Source organism: Sphingomonas hankookensis (assembly GCF_028551275.1).
Lineage (GTDB): Bacteria > Pseudomonadota > Alphaproteobacteria > Sphingomonadales > Sphingomonadaceae > Sphingomonas > Sphingomonas hankookensis_A.
Map to the genome: position 1 here is coordinate 1,834,538 of NZ_CP117025.1, position 17,087 is coordinate 1,851,624.

A 17,087-nucleotide genomic window follows, 5' to 3' on the forward strand; every position below is an offset into this window, starting at 1 on the left:
GCGGTGGCGTCATGAAGCGCTGCCCCTGATTATACCAAGGCGAATGAGGCGCTTCTGCGCACAGGCGACAACATCGTCCCACGGCACACTTCGAAACTCCAGGCGATCGAGGTCGGCCTTCAGAGTTTCAGTGGATGACCCTTGCCCGTAGCGCCCCCCCACCGACACCGGAGCATGGCCAGCAAGCTGGTCGAGACTCTGATGATCGATCCTGAGCCGCCGTCCCTCACGCTTCATGGTGTGGCGGGTTGAATAGAAGGACTTGTCCGGTTCATGGATGCCGAGCTTGCGCAAGGCGTCGTTGATCCGGCGCGAGAGGTATTTGTACCGGTCGCCATACTTGTCGGCCTCAAGATCGTCGAACAGCCACTCCGCGCCACGGTCCCGCTGCTGTTGGGCGAAGTCGACAAAGCCCGCTTCCAGCAGGATCCAGTGGATCGGCACATCGCGGACTGAGCTGCGCGTCTTCTGTCGCCGCGGGCGTGTTTCATTGTTCGTGGCAGTGGTGGGGCGAATGCGGCGGTCGCGGCGGAACCGCATGACCCATTCGCCATCATCCTGCACGATCTCGTTCGGCTTGAGCTTGCAATGCTCGCCCGGGCGCGATCCGTGGAACGGTGCCAGGAACAGAACCCAGAACATCGTGTCGTCGCAGGAATCGGGATCGGTCATCAGCGGCGAGGCATAGATGCGCCGCATGTCTTCATCCGAAAAGTGGTCGCGTTCGTCGCCCTCCCAGGCGGCCCCTTCGACGGAGATGCCCTGCGCCGGATTGCTGGCAATCCACTCCGCATCCTTGGCCACGCTCAGGATCGCGCGAAGTGCGGTCAGCTGCTTGCCGACCGTCGGCGGCGACAGCGTCGGCAACGCTTTCTCATGCGCAAGCGCGATCTGCTCGGTCAGCGGCAGAGCACTGACGGCTTTCTTCGGGCGGAACGGCAGTTGCTCGACCAGCGAGATGAACATACGCACCATCGCGGGTGAGATCGCTTCGACCATGCTGGTGCCGGTGAGTTCCTCGAAGCGTGCGATCGCCTTGGCGAATTCATCGGCGGTCTTGTCCTTGCCGGTGATCCGCTTGCGCTTGCGCCAGAGATCGAAGGCTTCGGACAGCATGTGATGATGGGCCGGTGCAGGGCAGGGTGGTACTGCCGAAAATGTCGGTGGCACCGCTGCTATCGCTGGCGCGGCAACGCTATTCGTCGTCGACGTGACAACGGGGCGCAGTGCTTCACGGATGCCGACTGGCCAGGAGCCGAACGCATGCTCGGCCAGTCGCGTCAGATACGCATGCGCGACGCGGTCATACGCAGCCTTGGTGGAGAGATCGATGGCCGGGACCAAATATGGCAGGTAGCTGACGGCGAAGTGCAACGGTTCATATACGCCGCGCGACAGCAGCTCGCGAGCCAGTTCCTGATAGACGATGCCGCTGGTCGCAGCGTTGCTCTCGAGAATTTCAGCGCGGAGCTGGAATCGACGGCGCTCCTCAACGTCGTCGATCGACGGGATAGACGCTGGCTCCGGGTCGAGCAGGCTTGTCCAGGCCTCGCCAAGATGCTGCCGTTCCACGGCTTGGGCATGGGCGTTGCTCCAGGACGACCGGACGATAGACGCAACCTTCTGCAACTCGCCGGCGATCGCCAGATCCATCGAACAGGAGAATCGAGCTAGCTTGTCGAAAGCCTGATCGACGAGCGCGTCGGTAGATTGCTGTGCTGCCTGCGCCGCGAGCATCCGCAGCCGGATCACCTCACCCTTGTAGTGCGCGCTCCAGGCCGCACGGCGCTGTGCGGCGAGGTTGGGCTCTGCGGTATTTAGCGAATGCTGCCACGACGTCTTGCCAGCGAGGTGGCGAATGTCCTTCGGGACATCCATTCTAAACCATGCATTTCGCGAGGTTGCGCGCTTATGCGAGTGACTCATTCGACGCCCCATTCGTAGCACCCTTTCGTAGCATCGGGCACCTAATGAAGCGTTGATTTCGACCGTTTTCCGTCAAACTCCGCGACTTATCGCTGGAGTGGTGACCCCTACGGGAATCGAACCCGTGTTTCAGCCGTGAAAGGGCCGCGTCCTAACCGCTAGACGAAGGGGCCGTGAAGGCGTGAGCGGGCTGTTAGGGGAGGGATTTGGATTGGTCAACAGACTTTTGCATTTTTCTCAATCCGCCCAGGCCATGTCGTCGATGTGCAGTTCGGCGGCGGGGCGGCTGCCCCAGTCGTCGAGCTTTGCCCGGCCCGCCAGCCATAGCTTGCGGTGCGGTGGGGCGCCCAATAGTGCCATGCCGAGCTCGGTTTCGGCCTGGCGGAACGCCACGCCCTTGAACCGGCGGCCGTCGTCGCCGGTCAGGATCGCGCGGACATGGCCGTTGCCGACGACATCGGCCTTCACGATCCGCACGGGTCCTGCCGCCACGCGCGGCGCGGGCCAGCCCATGCCGTAGGGGCCACCGGCCTCCAACGCTTCGATCAGCAGCGGGCTGACCCCGCCGGGGGCAAGCACCGCGTCGACCAGCAGCGCGCGGTCCTCGCGGGCGCGCTCGACCGGTTCGGCCATGCGGGTGTGGAGGAAGTCGGCGAGCGCGGGGATCGCATACTCGGCAACGGTCACGCCCGCCGCCGCGGCATGGCCGCCGCCCGCGCTGACCAGCCCCAGCTCCTTGGCGGCCAGGATCGTCGCCCCCATGTCGACGCCGGGGATCGACCGGCCCGATCCCTTGCCGACGCCATGGTCGTCGATCGCGATCACCAGGACGGGACGGCCGAGTTTTTCCTTCAGCCGCCCGGCCACGATGCCGATGACGCCGGGATGCCAGCCGCGCCCGCTGACCACCACGCAGCCGCGCGAGTCCTGCGCGCGCGCCGACAGGTCGGCCTGCGCCTGCACATCGCCTTCGATCACGCGGCGTTCCTCGTTCAGCCGATCCAGTTCGACCGCCAGCGCACGCGCTTCCTCCGGGTCCTGCGTCGTCAGCAGCCGGACGCCCAGGTCCGATTTGCCGACGCGCCCGCCGGCATTGATCCGCGGCCCGAGCGCGAAGCCGAGATCGGTGCAGGTCGGCGCGCGGGTCAGGCGCGATGCCTCGATCAGTGCGGCGAGGCCGATATTCTGCCGCCGGGCCATGACCTTCAGCCCCTGCGCCACGAACGCCCGGTTCAGTCCGCGCAGTTGCGCCACATCGGCCACGGTGCCAAGCGCGACCAGATCGAGCAAGTCGAGCAGCTTCGGTTCGGCGCGCCCTGCGAAGAAGCCGCGCGCGCGCAACGTCCGCACGAGTGCCGCCGCCAGCAGGAACGCGACACCGACCGCCGCCAGATGGCCATGCGCCGCACCTTCGCCCTCGTCCAGACGGTTGGGGTTCACCACCGCCAGCGCAGGCGGAAGCTGCGTCGTGCACTGGTGATGGTCGACCACCAGCACATCGACCCCGGCATCGCGGGTAGCGGCGAGCGCATCGAACGCCTGTGCGCCGCAATCGACGGTGACGATCAGCGTCGCTCCTTCCCCGGCCAGCCGCAGCATCGCCGGGGCGTTGGGGCCATATCCCTCCAGCTGCCGGTCGGGAATATAGGGGCGGGCGGCAAGGCCCAGGTCGCGTAGCAGCCGGACCAGCAATGCTGAAGACGTCGCGCCGTCGACATCGTAATCGCCGAAGATCGCGACCGATTCCTTCGCCATCACCGCATCGGCCAGTCGTTCGGCGGCACGATCCATGTCGCGGAAGATCGACGGGTCGGGCATGAATTCGCGGATGCTGGGCGCCTTGTGCGCCGCCAGCCCTTCGCGCGGACAGCCGCGAGCCAGCAGGATACGGGTGACGAGATCGTCGGCGACGAACCCGTCGTCGCACACATCGCCCTCCAACCCGCGCCAGCGCCACGGCTGTCCCAGGATCGAGCGATGCACATTGAGTACGGAACGCATCGCCGCGCTGTACCCGTTGGGCAGGGAGCGGTCCAGCGGGGCGCATCTCCTCTGGAAATTCTTGCCCCAAGCGCGCAAAGACCCTGCCCATGAAGCGCAAGACCGGACAAGACCGCAGCATCACCGCCAACTGGCGCCCCGCAACGCAGGCCGTGCGCGGCGGCACCGCGCGCAGCGAATATGGCGAGACGTCGGAGGCGTTGTTCCTCACTTCGGGCTATGCCTATGACTGCGCGGGCGATGCCGCCGCGCGGTTCGCGGGCGAGCAGGTCGGCATGACCTATTCACGGTTGCAGAACCCGACGGTCGAGATGCTCGAAGAACGCATCGCGCTGCTCGAAGGGGCGGAGGCATGCCGGACGATGGCGACCGGCATGGCGGCAATGACGGCGGCATTGCTCAGCCAGTTGTCGGCGGGCGACCATCTGGTCGGCGGGCGCGCCGCGTTCGGCTCGTGCCGCTGGCTGACCGATACGCTGCTGCCCAAATTCGGGATCGAAACCGACGTGGTCGACGCGCGCGATACGCAGGCGTTCATCGATGCCAGCCGGCCGAATACGAAGGTCTGGTTCTTCGAGACGCCGGCCAATCCGACGATGGACGTCGCCGACCTGACCGCGATCTGCGCGGCGGCGCGCGAGCGGGGCATCGTCACCGTCGTCGACAACGCCTTTGCCAGCCCCGCGCTGCAACGGCCGATGGATTTCGGCGCCGACGTCGTCGCCTATAGCGCCACCAAGCTGATGGAAGGGCAGGGCCGCGTCCTCGCCGGCGCGGTGTGCGGGACGAAGGCGTTCATCGACGACGTGCTGCTGCCCTTCACGCGCAATACCGGGCCGACGCTCAGCGCGTTCAATGCGTGGGTGGTGCTGAAGGGTCTGGAAACGCTCGACCTGCGTGTGATGCGCCAGTCGGAAAACGCGCTGAAGGTCGCGAGCTTCCTCGAACAGCGCGTGCCCAAGATCAACGCGCCGGGCCTGCCCAGCCATCCGCAGCATGAACTGTGCATGCGGCAGATGAAGATGGCCGGGCCGATCTTCTCGTTCGAACTCGATGGCGGGCGTGCCCAGGCGCACGGGCTGCTCGACGCGCTGCAACTGATCGACATCTCGAACAATATCGGCGATTCGCGCTCGCTGATGACGCATCCGGCCTCCACCACCCATTCGGGCGTGGCCGAGGAAAAGCGGATCGAGATGGGCATTTCCGAAGGCATGATCCGCATCAATGTCGGCCTCGAAGACGCCGAGGACCTGATCGCCGATCTGGACCAGGCATTGCGGGCGGTCGCCCTATGAAAGCGCTGTTCCCGCACGAGGCGACGACCGGCGGTATCGTGGTGCGGGTATCGGCGACCTATCTGCCCGAACAGTCGCAGCCTGCGCAGGGCCGCTGGTTCTGGGCCTATCATATCCGCATCGAAAACGGGTCGGAGCGTACCGTCCAGCTGCTGACCCGCCACTGGATCATCACCGACGGACGCGGTGAACGGCATAGCGTGGAGGGCGAAGGCGTGATCGGCGAACTGCCCGTGATCGAACCCGGCGGCAGCTTCGACTATGTATCGGGCTGTCCCTTGTCGACCTCCAGCGGGGCGATGCAGGGCAGCTATCACATGCTGGCCGATGATGGAGAGACGTTCGACGTGACGATCCCGCGCTTTGCCCTGCTGGCCCCGGCGGTCGGCGCATGAAGCGGACGCATCTTCCGCTCAACGGCCTGCGCGTGCTCGATGCCGCCGCGCGCCATCTGTCGTTCACCCGTGCCGCCGACGAACTGGCGGTGACCCCGGCGGCGGTCGGGCAGCAGGTCCGCGCGCTGGAGGATACGCTGGGCGTCGTGCTGTTCCGGCGCACCACGCGCGGTCTGGAACTGACGCCGGAGGGCGAGGCCGGGCTGGCGGCGCTGCGCGGCGGGTTCCTGCAGTTCGAGGAAGCGGTCCGCGCGATGCAGGCCGGGCAGTCGTCCAAGTCGCTGACCATCGCCGCGCCGCGCGACCTGACGCAGAAATGGCTGTTGCCGCGCCTGTCGCGCATCGCCGCCGCCGACCCCGAACTGCGCTTTGCGCTGGTCGCGGCCGACGACGCGCTCGACTTCACCGAAGCCAATCTCGACCTCGCCATCCGCTGGGGCGAAGGACCCGGCGCGCATGAGGGCGAGGCGCTGGAATCGGACGGAATGGTAACCGTCGAGCGCGCAGGCGGCGGTGCCGATACGCGGATCGGCTGGCCCGGCTGCAACCCCGAGGATGCTTCGGCGCTGGTACGGGTCGCCGATGCCGGGCTGGCGATCGACGCGGCGGCAGCGGGGCTGGGCCGGGCGACCGTTCCCGAACTGCTCGCACGCGATGATGTGGCGGCCGGACGGGTCGTGGTGGTCGGGGAGCCGAAGTCGGGGCGGCTCGGCTATTGGCTGGTGGCGCCGTTGCCGCAGTGGCGACAGGCGAAGGTAAAGGCGCTGGTCGACGCGCTGGCGGGGTAGGGCATAGCCCGCATTGCCTGCCCTCAACCCATTCTACCACGCCGCGCGCTTGCCCCGGCGGGCGTCCCGCGCCATCTGGAAGCCATGCACACCGCCACTGATACGCTCGCCCTGATCGGCCATACCCCGCTCGTCCGGTTGAAGGGGCCGAGCGAGGCGGCGGGGGCGGAGATTTTCGCCAAATGCGAATTCGCCAATCCCGGCGCCAGCGTGAAGGACCGTGCCGCGCTGTCGATCGTCGAGGATGCGGAGGCGCGCGGCCTGATCCAGCCCGGCGGCACCATCGTCGAAGGGACGGCGGGCAATACCGGTATCGGGCTGGCGCTGGTCGCCAATGCCAAGGGCTATCGCTCGATCATCGTCATGCCCGAGACGCAGAGCCGCGAGAAGATGGACACGCTCCGCGCGCTGGGCGCCGAGCTGGTGCTGGTGCCCGCCGCACCCTATTCCAACCCCGGCCATTTCGTGCACACCAGCCGCCGGATCGCCGAGGAGACGCCGAACGCGATCTGGGCGAACCAGTTCGACAACATCGCCAACCGCCGCGCGCACATCACCGGCACGGCGGCCGAAATCTGGGAGCAGATGGGCGGGCGGATCGACGGCTTTACCTGTGCGGCGGGAACCGGCGGCACGCTGGCCGGCGTCGGGCTGGGGCTGAAGGAGAAGGACGAATCGGTCACCATCGCGCTGACCGATCCGCATGGCGCGGCGCTGTACGACTATTATGCCCATGGCGAGTTGCGGTCCGAAGGAACGTCGGTCGCCGAAGGGATCGGCCAGGGGCGGATCACCGCCAACCTCGACGGCGCGCCGATCGATACCCAGTTTCGCGTGTCGGACGAGGAGGGCATGGTCTGGGTTCGCCGGCTGCTGGCGGAGGAGGGGCTGTGCCTTGGCCTGTCGTCGGGCATCAACGTCGCGGGCGCGGTGCTGCTGGCGCGGCAACTGGGGCCGGGCAGCCGGGTGGCGACGATCCTGTGCGACACCGGGTTCCGCTATCTCTCCACGCTGTACAATCCCGAATGGCTGGCGGCGAAGGGGTTGGCGGTCGACAGCGGGGCGACTTCGGCGTAACACCGCGCCCAGATGACGCCGCGATCGGATCAATCCCAGTTATTGCAACGCCTGCGCGTCGGCGCGACCGGATTGGTGCTGGTCGTGCTGCTGATCGTGCTCGCCAGCGCCTTGTTCCGCTCGGCGATCGACGAACCGCCGATCGGCGAGGATGTGACGGCGGTCGATGAACAGGCCAATGTCGCTGTCGCGAACCTGACGCCCACCGGCAATCCGGACGAGCCGCTGGCCGAACTCGGCATCTCGCCCGGCGCCGCGCCAAGCAACAGCACGGGCTTGCCCGAGGTTCGCTGAACCCCCTTCGTACCTGATCGTACAGGTCACCCCGGCGAAAGCTGGGATCTTCCGGTGATTGCGCACAGCACGAGCCGCACGAGACCCCAGCCGTCGCTGGGGTGACGTAGCGCTCTGCCGTTTTCCCATCCTCGCCCAGTGTCGCCCAACCACCGGTGGGGCGTCATCCAATCGGCACGTCCGCAAAAGATGGGCGAACAAACAACGTACATCCCAAAACTGCCCGTCCAGTGGTGCTTTTTCCCATTCTCACCCAACTTCGCCCATTGTTACCCAGGTTGCATTTTGGTACGTCTCGGACGTCACAGGGGGCAGGTCCTGGGATCGTCGATTCAAACCGCGCGGCGCGTATTTGCCGGGCGCGACGCACGTCCTGCGTGACCGAAATGGGGCTGTGTTGGAGAGGGAACTCTACCTGAGCTACGGGCTACAGGCGGTCGACGCGAAGGGTCGCGTCGCAGTGCCTGCCAAGCTGCGCTCGGTGCTGGAGAAGAACGCCGACGCCCGCGAACTCCTGCTCAAGCGGCACGGCAAGCATGTCTGCCTCAGCGCGTTCGATGCCGCCTGGCCGAAGATCCTCTACTCCCGCAAACCCCAGGGCAGCGACGAGGATGTCGACACCGATTACAACGTCGCGGGCAAGGCGTTCGGCAATCTTGAGACCGCGCCGTTCGACAGCGCCGGGCGCTTCGTCCTGCCGACCTTTTACCGCCGCCGCGCGAAGATCGACAAATGGGCGTTCTTCCACGGGCGCGGCGACACGTTCAACATCTGGGACCCGCACACGTTGATCGCCGACACGGAAATCGACGCCGACACGCGCGAGCTGTGCGAGTTCCTGATGGAAGAAAAGGGGCTGGTGTGAGCGACGCGCCGCATATCCCCGTCCTGATGACCGAAGCGGTCGCGGCGCTCGCGATCCAGCCGGGCGAGACGCATGTCGACGCGACCTTCGGTGCGGGCGGCTATACCCGCGCGATGCTGGCCGCCGGTGCGCGGGTCATCGCGTTCGACCGCGATCCGACCGCGCATGACGCCGCCGCGCCGCTGCTCGCCGAAGCAGGCGACCGGCTGACGCTGATCCGTGCGCCGTTTTCGGCGATGGCCAGCGAACTGGCGGCGCGCGGCATTGACGCGGTCGACGGCGTCGTCATGGATATCGGCGTGTCGTCGATGCAGCTCGACCAGGCCGATCGCGGCTTCTCGTTTCAACAGGACGGTCCGCTCGACATGCGGATGAGCCGGGAAGGCATCACTGCGGCCGAATGGCTGAACACCGCCGCCGAGGCAGAGATTTCGGACGTGCTCGACCGCTATGGCGAGGAACCGCGCCATCGCCGCGTCGCGAACTTCATCGTCGGGGCGCGGCCGCTGGCGCGGACCGGTGAGCTCGCCGCGGTCGTCCGCCGGGCGCTGGGCCATCGTCCGCATGAGAAGAAGGACCCGGCGACCCGCGCGTTCCAGGCGATCCGCATCCACCTGAACGACGAACTGGGCGAGCTGACCGCCGGGCTCGACGCGGCGGAGCGGGTGTTGCGGCCGGGCGGGCGGCTGTCGGTGGTCAGCTTCCACAGCCTCGAGGATCGCATCGTAAAGCGGTTCCTGCGGGAGCGCGGCGGCGCGATGCCGGCCGGGTCGCGCCACCGTCCGGTGGTGGCGCAGGGTCCGGCTCCGAGTTTCACCGACATCGCGAAGGCGGTGCGGCCGAGTGACGAAGAAGTATCGGTCAACCCCCGCGCGCGGTCGGCGACTCTGCGGGTCGGGGTTCGCACGGCGTCCGCGCCGTGGAGTTCGAACGGGAGTGCGATGGGATGAGTGCGTTCGGGTTCGGGACTTTGGGTAAATTGGTCGCGGTCGGCGTGATGGCGCCGGCCTTCTACCTCGTCATTTCGCAAGGGGCGGCGGAACGCAGCCGGGTCGAGGCGGTCGAACGCTCGATCGTGCAGGCGCGCAAGGACATCCGCGCGCTGGAAACCGAATTCGACACCCGCGCGAACATGGCGCAGCTCGAACGCTGGAACGGCGACGTCCTGGCGCTCGCCGCGCCGCGCGCCGAACAGTTCGTCGGCGGCGAGCATCAGCTGGCGTCGCTGCCGGGCCGGACCGAGGGCGGCAATGTCGCGCTGGCCTATGTCGTGCCGAGCGCACCGATGGAAATCGCCGCCGTGCCCGAACCGACCCTTGCCGAAGCGACCGCGCCTGCCGCGACCCCGGTCAAGGCGGACAAGGCCAAGGCGGCGGCCAAGCCGGTCGGCGCGGTCCGCACGGCGGCGGTGATCCCCGCCAAGGCGCGGGCGGTGGCGATGCTCGACCGCACGCTGCTCAGCGACGCGACGATGGCCGACCTCGCCCGTTCCGCCCGCAAGGAGGCGGCCCGTCCGTGATCGTCGTCGTGGCGCCCCCTCTTCATCAGCAACGGGCCGACGGTGCGCGGCACACCCTGGTCAACATCGCCCATTACCGGCTGATGGTGCTGATGCTGCTGTTCGCGGCGGGCGTCACGGTCATCCTCGCGCGGCTGATGCTGCTGGCGGTCGCCGCCGAACCGCGTTCGGCCATCGCGGCGGAGGCGGCCTTGGTGCCGTTGCGCGGCGATCTGGTCGACCGCAACGGCGCGCCGCTCGCCCGCACCATCGACGCCTGGTCGATCGCGGTGCGCCCGGACAAGGTGATCGGCGACAAGAAGCAGCTGGCGGGGCAACTCGCCGCGCTGATGCCGGAACAGGATGCCGGCTATTATTATGCGCAGCTGAACCTCGATCGCAATTTCGTCTATCTGCGCCGTCGCGCTTTGCCCGAACTGGTGCAGGCGGTGAACGCGCTGGGCGAGCCGGGCATCGCGCTCGGCCGCGAACCCGAACGCCTCTATCCACAAAGCGCCATGGCGGCGCATGCGCTCGGCTATCTCGACATGGACGGTCGCGGCGTGCGCGGCATGGAGAAGTTCCTGAACGCGCGGCTGGTCGACCCGGCCGAGCGCGGGCGGCCGGTCGCGCTCAGCCTCGACCTGCGGGTGCAGGCTGCGCTGGAAAGCGAACTCGCCAATGCGATGGCGGTGTTCCAGGCGCGCGGCGCCGGCGGCATCGTGCTCGACAGCGACACGGGGGAGGTGATCGCGATGACCTCGCTCCCGACCTTCAATCCCAATGCCGTGACCGCCAATACCGGGCAGATGAACACGGTGACGCAGGGCGTGTACGAACTGGGATCGGCGTTCAAGCCGCTGACCATGGCTGCCGCGCTCGACAGCGGCGTCGCGCCGTCGCTGTCGAAGCGCTATGACGCGACGCAGCCGCTTGCGGTCGGGGGTTTTCGCATCCGCGACGACCATGCGCAGAAGCGCTGGCTCAACATCCCGGAGACGCTGGTCCATTCGTCGAACATCGCGACGGCACGCATCGCCGACGAAATGGGGCAGGCGCGCATGGAAAAGCTGTTCCGTGCGCTCCATTTCGATACCGCACCTGACATCGAACTCGAAAAGTCGCGCACCATCTGGCCGCATTACTGGGGCCGGACCACGACGATGACGACCGCCTATGGCCATGGCATCGCCGTCACGCCGCTGCACCTCGCCAGCGCCTATGCCGCGCTGGTCAATGGCGGCATCTGGCGTCCGGCGACCATGCTGAAGCTGAAGCCGGGCGAGGCGCCGGCCGGCAGCCGGGTGTTTACCGAGGCGACCAGCGCGAAGATGCGCGCGCTGCTGCGGCTGATCGTCACCGACGGCACCGGGCGCAAGGCGGAGGCACCGGGTTTCCGTGTCGGTGGCAAGACCGGCACCGCCGAAACGGTGGGCGCGGGCGGCGGCTATTCTAAGAAGGTCAACGTTTCGACCTTCGCCGCCGTCTTCCCGATGGATCGCCCGCGCTATGTCGTGATCGCGATGCTCGACAGCCCGAAGGGAACGAAGGAAACCTTCGGCTTCACCACCGCCGCCTGGACCGCTGCGCCGGTCGTCAGCCGAGTGATTTCGCGCACCGGCCCGTTGCTGGGGGTGATTCCCGACGCCAATGCCGATATTGACCTCGCCGGATTGCGCTCGCTGCTGTGGCGGGCGCCGGGTGATGCGAAGAAGCTGGCGAACGTCGAATGAAATTAGGAACCATCACGGGCGGCGATGAACCGCAGACGGTGACCGGCTTCGCGATCGATCATCGCAAGGTCGCACCGGGCACGATCTTCGGCGCGTTCGACGGGGCGCGGGTCAATGGCGAGGACTTCATCCCCGCCGCCATCGCCGCTGGCGCGATCGCTGTCGTCGCCCGGCCAGAAGCGGTGGTCGAGGGCGCGGTCCACATCGCGGCACGCGACCCGCGCGAGGCGTTTGCCCGCGCCGCCGCGCAGTTCTTCGCGCCGTTCCCGCCGACCTGCGTCGCGGTGACCGGCACCAACGGCAAGACCAGCACCGTCGAAATGGTGCGCCAGCTGTGGCGGATGCAGGGGCACCACGCCGCGTCGATCGGGACGCTGGGGGTGACCACCGCCGACGAACGCGTCGTCACCGGCCTGACCACCCCCGACATCGTCACCTTCCTGTCGAACGTCGCAGGGCTGGCGCGCGAAGGCGTGACCCATGTCGCGTTCGAGGCGTCGAGCCACGGCCTGTCGCAATACCGCACCGAAGGGCTGCCGGTCCGTGCGGCGGCGTTCACCAATCTCAGCCGCGATCACCTCGACTATCATGGCGACATGGCGAGCTATCTGACCGCCAAGCTGCGTTTGTTTTCCGAAGTGCTGGCCGATGACGGCGTAGCGGTCGTGTGGATCGACGATCCCCATGCCGACCGCGTGATGGACCTTGCCCGCGTCCGCGGCAACCGCCTGATCACCGTCGGCGAACATGGCGAGACGCTGCGGCTGGTCGGCCGCGAACCGAGCCTGCTCGGACAAGCGCTGACGATCGAGGCGGAGGGCGCGACCCACAAGGTGCAGTTGCCGCTGATCGGCGCCTATCAGGCGGCAAACGCGCTGACCGCCGCCGGCCTCGTACTGGCGACCGGCGGCACGCTGGCGGCGACGCTGGCGGGCCTCGCCCGGTTGCAGCCGGTGCGCGGGCGGCTGGAGCGTGCGGTGATCCTGCCCAATGGCGCGCCGGTCTATGTCGATTACGCACATACCCCCGACGCGCTCGAAGCGGCCATCGCCGCGTTGCGTCCCCATGCCGAGGGGCGGCTGATCGTCGTGTTCGGCGCGGGCGGCGACCGCGACAACGGCAAGCGGGCGCCGATGGGCGAGGTCGTGGCGGCGCAGGCCGACGTCGCGATCGTCACCGACGACAATCCCCGGACCGAGGATGCGGCGCAGATTCGTGCGCAGGTGCTGGCAGGCGCTCCCAGCGCGACCGAGATCGGCGACCGTCGTGCCGCCATTCGTGCGGCATGCGACATGGCGCAGCCGGGTGATATCGTGCTGATCGCGGGCAAGGGCCATGAACAGGGCCAGATCGTCGGCGACATGATCCTGCCGTTCGACGACGTACAGGTGGCGCGTGACTGTGCGGGCTGACGTGCCGCTCTGGACCGCCGCCGCCATCGCCGCCGCGACCGGGGGCACCGCTTCCGCCGATTTCACCGTGAACGGTGTTGCTTTCGACAGCCGAGAGGTCGGGCCGGGCGACCTGTTCGTCGCGCTTTCCGGCGAGGCGACCGACGGCCACCGCTTCGTGGGGCAGGCGTTCGCGCAAGGGGCTGCAGGCGCGATCGTGTCGCGGCCGGTCGACGGGCCGCACGTGCTGGTCAACGACACCACCGTCGCGCTGAACCAGCTCGCTACCGCGTCGCGCGCCCGTACGTCGTCGCGGATCATCGGCGTGACGGGATCGGTCGGCAAGACCGGGACCAAGGAAGCGCTGTTCGCCGCGCTCGACCGCATTACCCACGGCAACGCCCATCGTTCGGTCAAGAGCTACAACAACCATACCGGCGTGCCGCTGAGCCTCGCGCGGATGCCGGCCGCTACCCAAGCGGCGGTGTTCGAAATGGGCATGAACCATGCCGGCGAGCTGTCGCAGCTGACCCGCCTCGTTCGCCCCGAAGTCGCCATCGTCACCACCATCGCCCCCGCGCACACCGAATTCTTCACCGGTGAAGACGCCATCGCTCGCGCCAAGGGTGAAATCTTCGAAGGGCTGGTCGAGGGCGGCATTGCCATCGTGCCGTTCGACAGCCCGCATCGCGACACGCTGATCGCCGCAGCCCGGCCCCATGCCGGCAGGATCGTCACCTTCGGCCTGCGCGAAGGGGCCGGTGTCCGCGCGATCGAGCATGTCCGCATGTCGGGCGGCGATAGCTTCGTCACCGCGCGGCTGGGATCGCGTGAGGTCAGCTACACCCTCGCCCCGCCCGGCGAACATTGGGTCGCCAATTCGCTGGCGGTGATGGCGGCGGTCGATGCGATCGGCGGTGACCTTGGCGTCGCTGGCCTTGCACTGGCCGACCTAGAGGGGCTTGCCGGACGCGGTGCCCGCCGCAAGCTGAAGCTGGCGGGCGGCGACGCGTTGCTGATCGACGAAAGCTACAACGCCAACCCGGCATCGATGCGTGCGACGCTGAAGGTACTCGCCGCCGAGCGCGCCGACCGGCGCATCGCGGTGTTGGGCGAAATGCGCGAGCTGGGCGAGTCGTCCGACGCCTATCACGCCGCGCTGGCGGTCCCCATCGACGAAGCGGGCGTTTCGCGCGCCGTGTTGGTGGGGGAGGGCATGCTTCCCCTCGCCAAGGCGCTTGAGGGCCGCATCGAAACCGTCCATGTGCCCGACGCCGCCGCCGCCGCACGGGTCCTGTCCGACCTGATCGCGCCGGGCGATGCGGTGCTCGTAAAGGGATCGAACGGGGTGGGGCTGGCGCGGGTCGTCGCCGACCTGTGGGGCCAGGACTGATGTTGTACGAAATCGCCGAATATCTCGGCTTTCCCGGGGTGCTGAACCTGTTCCGCTATCTGTCGTTCCGCACCGGCGCGGCGACGGCGACGGCGCTGCTGATCGGCCTCGTCATCGGGCCGCGCTTCATCGGCTGGCTGCGCGTGCGACAGGGCAAGGGGCAGCCGATCCGTCTCGACGGGCCGCAAAGCCACCTCGCCAAGCGCGGCACGCCGACCATGGGCGGGCTGATGATCCTGACCGCGCTCGCGACGTCGGTGCTGTTGTGGATGGACCTCGCCAACCCCTTCGTCTGGGCGTGCCTGTTCGTGACGTTGGGCTTTGCGGCGATCGGGTTCCTCGACGATTATGACAAGGTGCGAAAGGCCAGCACGGCGGGCGTTTCGGGCCGCACGCGCCTGCTGCTCGAATTTCTGATCGCCGGCATCGCCAGCTGGATCATCATCCGCCAGACCGGCACGATGCTCTACGTGCCGTTCTTTTCGAACGTCGCGATCGATCTCGGGCCGTTCTACATCGTCTTCGCCGCCTTCACGATCGTCGCGTTCGGCAACGCCGTGAACCTGACCGACGGGCTGGACGGCCTCGCGACGATGCCGGTCATCATCGCCTCGGTCGCGCTGATGCTGATCGTGTACATGGTCGGCAACGCCAAGTTCGCCGCCTATCTCGGCATCCCGCACGTGTTGGGAGCGGGCGACCTGTCGCTGTTCTGCGGCGCGATCGTGGGCGCGGGGCTGGCGTTCCTGTGGTACAATGCCCCTCCGGCGGCGGTATTCATGGGCGATACCGGCAGCTTGGCGCTGGGCGGTGCGCTGGGGGCGATCGCGGTGTCGTCGCACCATGAAATCGTGCTGGCGATCATCGGCGGCCTGTTCGTGGTCGAGGCGCTGAGCGTCATCATCCAGGTGTTCTGGTACAAGCGCACCGGCAAGCGCATCTTCCGCATGGCGCCGATCCACCATCATTTCGAACAGCTCGGCTGGGCTGAGGCCACGGTCGTGATCCGCTTCTGGATCATCGCCTTCGTGCTGGCGCTCGCCGGCCTCTCGACGCTGAAGCTGCGGTGATCACCGCTGCCGCCTGGGCGGGGAAGAAGTTCGCGGTGCTGGGGCTGGCTCGCTCTGGCGCCGCGACGGTGCGCGCGTTGCTGGCGGGTGGCGCGGAAGTCATTGCGTGGGATGGAGATGGGGCGAAGCGCGACGCCCTTTCTCCCTCTCCCCGCTCGCGGGGAGAGGGGACTTCTCCTTCTTCTCCGACGACAGCACTCGCGACACCCCCTCTCCCAACCCTCTCCCCCATGGGGGAGAGGGCTTTGGTCATCGCCGATCCGTTGTCGATCGACCTCACCGGCTTCGATGGCGTCGTCGTGTCTCCCGGCGTACCGCTCAACCGCCACCCGATCGCCGCCCACGCCGGCGACACCCCCATCATCGGCGACATCGAACTCTTCGCCCAGGCCCGCGCCGACCTGCCGCCGCACAAGGTCGTCGGCATCACCGGCACCAACGGCAAGTCGACCACCACCGCGCTGATCCACCACATCCTCGAACAGGCCGGCATCCCCACACGCATGGGCGGCAATATCGGCCTGCCGATCCTCGCGCAGGACCCGCTGCCCGCCGGCGGCGTCTATGTCCTCGAACTGTCGAGCTACCAGATCGACCTGACCCGCAGCCTCGACTGCGACGTCGCGGTGCTGCTCAACATCACCCCCGACCATCTCGACCGCTATGCCGGTTTCGGAGCCTATGCCGCGTCCAAGGCCCGTCTGTTCGCGATGCAGTCGTCCGGTCGTGTTGCGGTGATCGGCACAGGCGATGCGGCGTCTGCCGCGATTGCGGACACCGTTCCGCACGCCGTCCGCATCGCCGTCCCGGCCGAAGCGCCGGCTTTCGGTCCCGCGCTCGCCGGCCCGCACAACGCCCAGAACGCGCTGACCGCCATCGCCGTCTGCGAGGCATTGGGCCTCGACACCGACACCATCCGCGCCGGCCTCCAAAGCTACCGGGCCTTGCCACACCGCATGGCGCACGTCGCCGACGTGAACGGCGTCGCTTATGTCGACGACAGCAAGGCGACGAACCCCGATTCCACCGCGCCCGCGCTCAACGCGTTCGCACGCATCCACTGGATCGTCGGCGGGCTTGCCAAGTCGGACGACCTCGATGCCTGCCGCCCCGGTTTCGGCAATGTCGTCCACGCCTATACCATCGGCACCGCCGCGCAGCGCTTTGCCGAACTTCTGCAACCCGACATGGCCGTAACCATCGCCAACACATTGGACGAGGCGGTGAAATTGGCCGCGACAGCCGCGCGACCCGGCGATACCGTATTGCTGTCGCCGGCGTGCGCGTCGTTCGACCAGTTCAGCGATTTCGAAGCGCGGGGCCGCGCCTTCGCGGCGGCAGTGGGGGCATTGCAATGA

15 protein-coding genes and 1 tRNA gene are annotated in these 17,087 nt (G+C 67.7%); 13 read left to right on the top strand and 3 right to left on the bottom strand.

All coding sequences use genetic code 11. The features are described 5' to 3' along the window. Positions 1–9 precede the first annotated feature (9 nt). The 3 genes from PPZ50_RS08705 to recJ form a co-directional block, all read right to left on the bottom strand. Positions 10–1,878, bottom strand: coding sequence for a site-specific integrase (locus tag PPZ50_RS08705; RefSeq protein WP_272815277.1), 1,869 nt, complete (start codon positions 1,876–1,878; stop codon positions 10–12). Positions 1,879–2,024: 146 nt separating this feature from the next. Beyond that, positions 2,025–2,099 (bottom strand) — tRNA-Glu (locus PPZ50_RS08710). 64 nt (positions 2,100–2,163) lie between these two features. Further along, positions 2,164–3,927 carry a single-stranded-DNA-specific exonuclease RecJ gene (gene recJ, locus PPZ50_RS08715; RefSeq protein ID WP_066686948.1) on the bottom strand — a complete coding sequence of 588 codons (1,764 nt, stop codon included), beginning with the start codon at positions 3,925–3,927 and terminating at the stop codon, positions 2,164–2,166. An 89-nt stretch (positions 3,928–4,016) separates the two neighbouring features. Between recJ and PPZ50_RS08720 the strand changes: the two genes are divergently transcribed. The 13 genes from PPZ50_RS08720 (at position 4,017) to murD (ending at position 17,087) form a co-directional block, all read left to right on the top strand. Further along, on the top strand, positions 4,017–5,225 hold the full coding sequence (locus PPZ50_RS08720) for a trans-sulfuration enzyme family protein (RefSeq protein WP_066686951.1): 1,209 nt from the start codon (positions 4,017–4,019) through the stop codon (positions 5,223–5,225). Further along, on the top strand, positions 5,222–5,620 hold the full coding sequence (gene apaG, locus PPZ50_RS08725) for a Co2+/Mg2+ efflux protein ApaG (RefSeq protein WP_066686954.1): 399 nt from the start codon (positions 5,222–5,224) through the stop codon (positions 5,618–5,620). Before PPZ50_RS08720 ends, apaG begins: the two co-directional genes overlap by 4 nt. After that, positions 5,617–6,408, top strand: coding sequence for a LysR family transcriptional regulator (locus tag PPZ50_RS08730; protein ID WP_066686957.1), 792 nt, complete (start codon positions 5,617–5,619; stop codon positions 6,406–6,408). The genes apaG and PPZ50_RS08730 overlap by 4 nt, the downstream gene beginning before the upstream one ends. 84 nt (positions 6,409–6,492) lie before the next feature. Then, complete coding sequence (locus tag PPZ50_RS08735) at positions 6,493–7,485, top strand: cysteine synthase A (protein WP_066686960.1); 993 nt, start codon at positions 6,493–6,495, stop codon at positions 7,483–7,485. A 12-nt stretch (positions 7,486–7,497) separates the two neighbouring features. Further along, positions 7,498–7,779: a hypothetical protein gene (locus PPZ50_RS08740; RefSeq protein WP_232307818.1), complete on the top strand. Its 282-nt coding sequence runs from the start codon at positions 7,498–7,500 to the stop codon at positions 7,777–7,779. 352 nt (positions 7,780–8,131) lie between these two features. Next, complete coding sequence (locus tag PPZ50_RS08745) at positions 8,132–8,644, top strand: division/cell wall cluster transcriptional repressor MraZ (RefSeq protein ID WP_198158467.1); 513 nt, start codon at positions 8,132–8,134, stop codon at positions 8,642–8,644. Between the two features lie 26 nt (positions 8,645–8,670). Further along, a complete protein-coding gene (gene rsmH / locus PPZ50_RS08750; protein ID WP_420038490.1) occupies positions 8,671–9,594 on the top strand; it encodes a 16S rRNA (cytosine(1402)-N(4))-methyltransferase RsmH in 924 nt (307 codons plus the stop codon). 20 nt (positions 9,595–9,614) lie between these two features. Continuing rightward, on the top strand, positions 9,615–10,163 hold the full coding sequence (locus tag PPZ50_RS08755; protein ID WP_157092654.1) for a hypothetical protein: 549 nt from the start codon (positions 9,615–9,617) through the stop codon (positions 10,161–10,163). Further along, entirely contained in the window at positions 10,160–11,875 is a 1,716-nt protein-coding gene (locus tag PPZ50_RS08760) for a peptidoglycan D,D-transpeptidase FtsI family protein (RefSeq protein ID WP_066686975.1), read from the top strand. The genes PPZ50_RS08755 and PPZ50_RS08760 overlap by 4 nt, the downstream gene beginning before the upstream one ends. Next, entirely contained in the window at positions 11,872–13,287 is a 1,416-nt protein-coding gene (locus tag PPZ50_RS08765) for a UDP-N-acetylmuramoyl-L-alanyl-D-glutamate--2,6-diaminopimelate ligase (RefSeq protein ID WP_066686979.1), read from the top strand. Before PPZ50_RS08760 ends, PPZ50_RS08765 begins: the two co-directional genes overlap by 4 nt. 1 nt (position 13,288) lies before the next feature. Continuing rightward, complete coding sequence (locus tag PPZ50_RS08770; RefSeq protein WP_420794427.1) at positions 13,289–14,659, top strand: UDP-N-acetylmuramoyl-tripeptide--D-alanyl-D-alanine ligase; 1,371 nt, start codon at positions 13,289–13,291, stop codon at positions 14,657–14,659. Then, on the top strand, positions 14,659–15,729 hold the full coding sequence (gene mraY, locus PPZ50_RS08775) for a phospho-N-acetylmuramoyl-pentapeptide-transferase (RefSeq protein WP_066688029.1): 1,071 nt from the start codon (positions 14,659–14,661) through the stop codon (positions 15,727–15,729). Before PPZ50_RS08770 ends, mraY begins: the two co-directional genes overlap by 1 nt. Then, on the top strand, positions 15,726–17,087 hold the full coding sequence (gene murD, locus PPZ50_RS08780; protein ID WP_241215398.1) for a UDP-N-acetylmuramoyl-L-alanine--D-glutamate ligase: 1,362 nt from the start codon (positions 15,726–15,728) through the stop codon (positions 17,085–17,087). The genes mraY and murD overlap by 4 nt, the downstream gene beginning before the upstream one ends.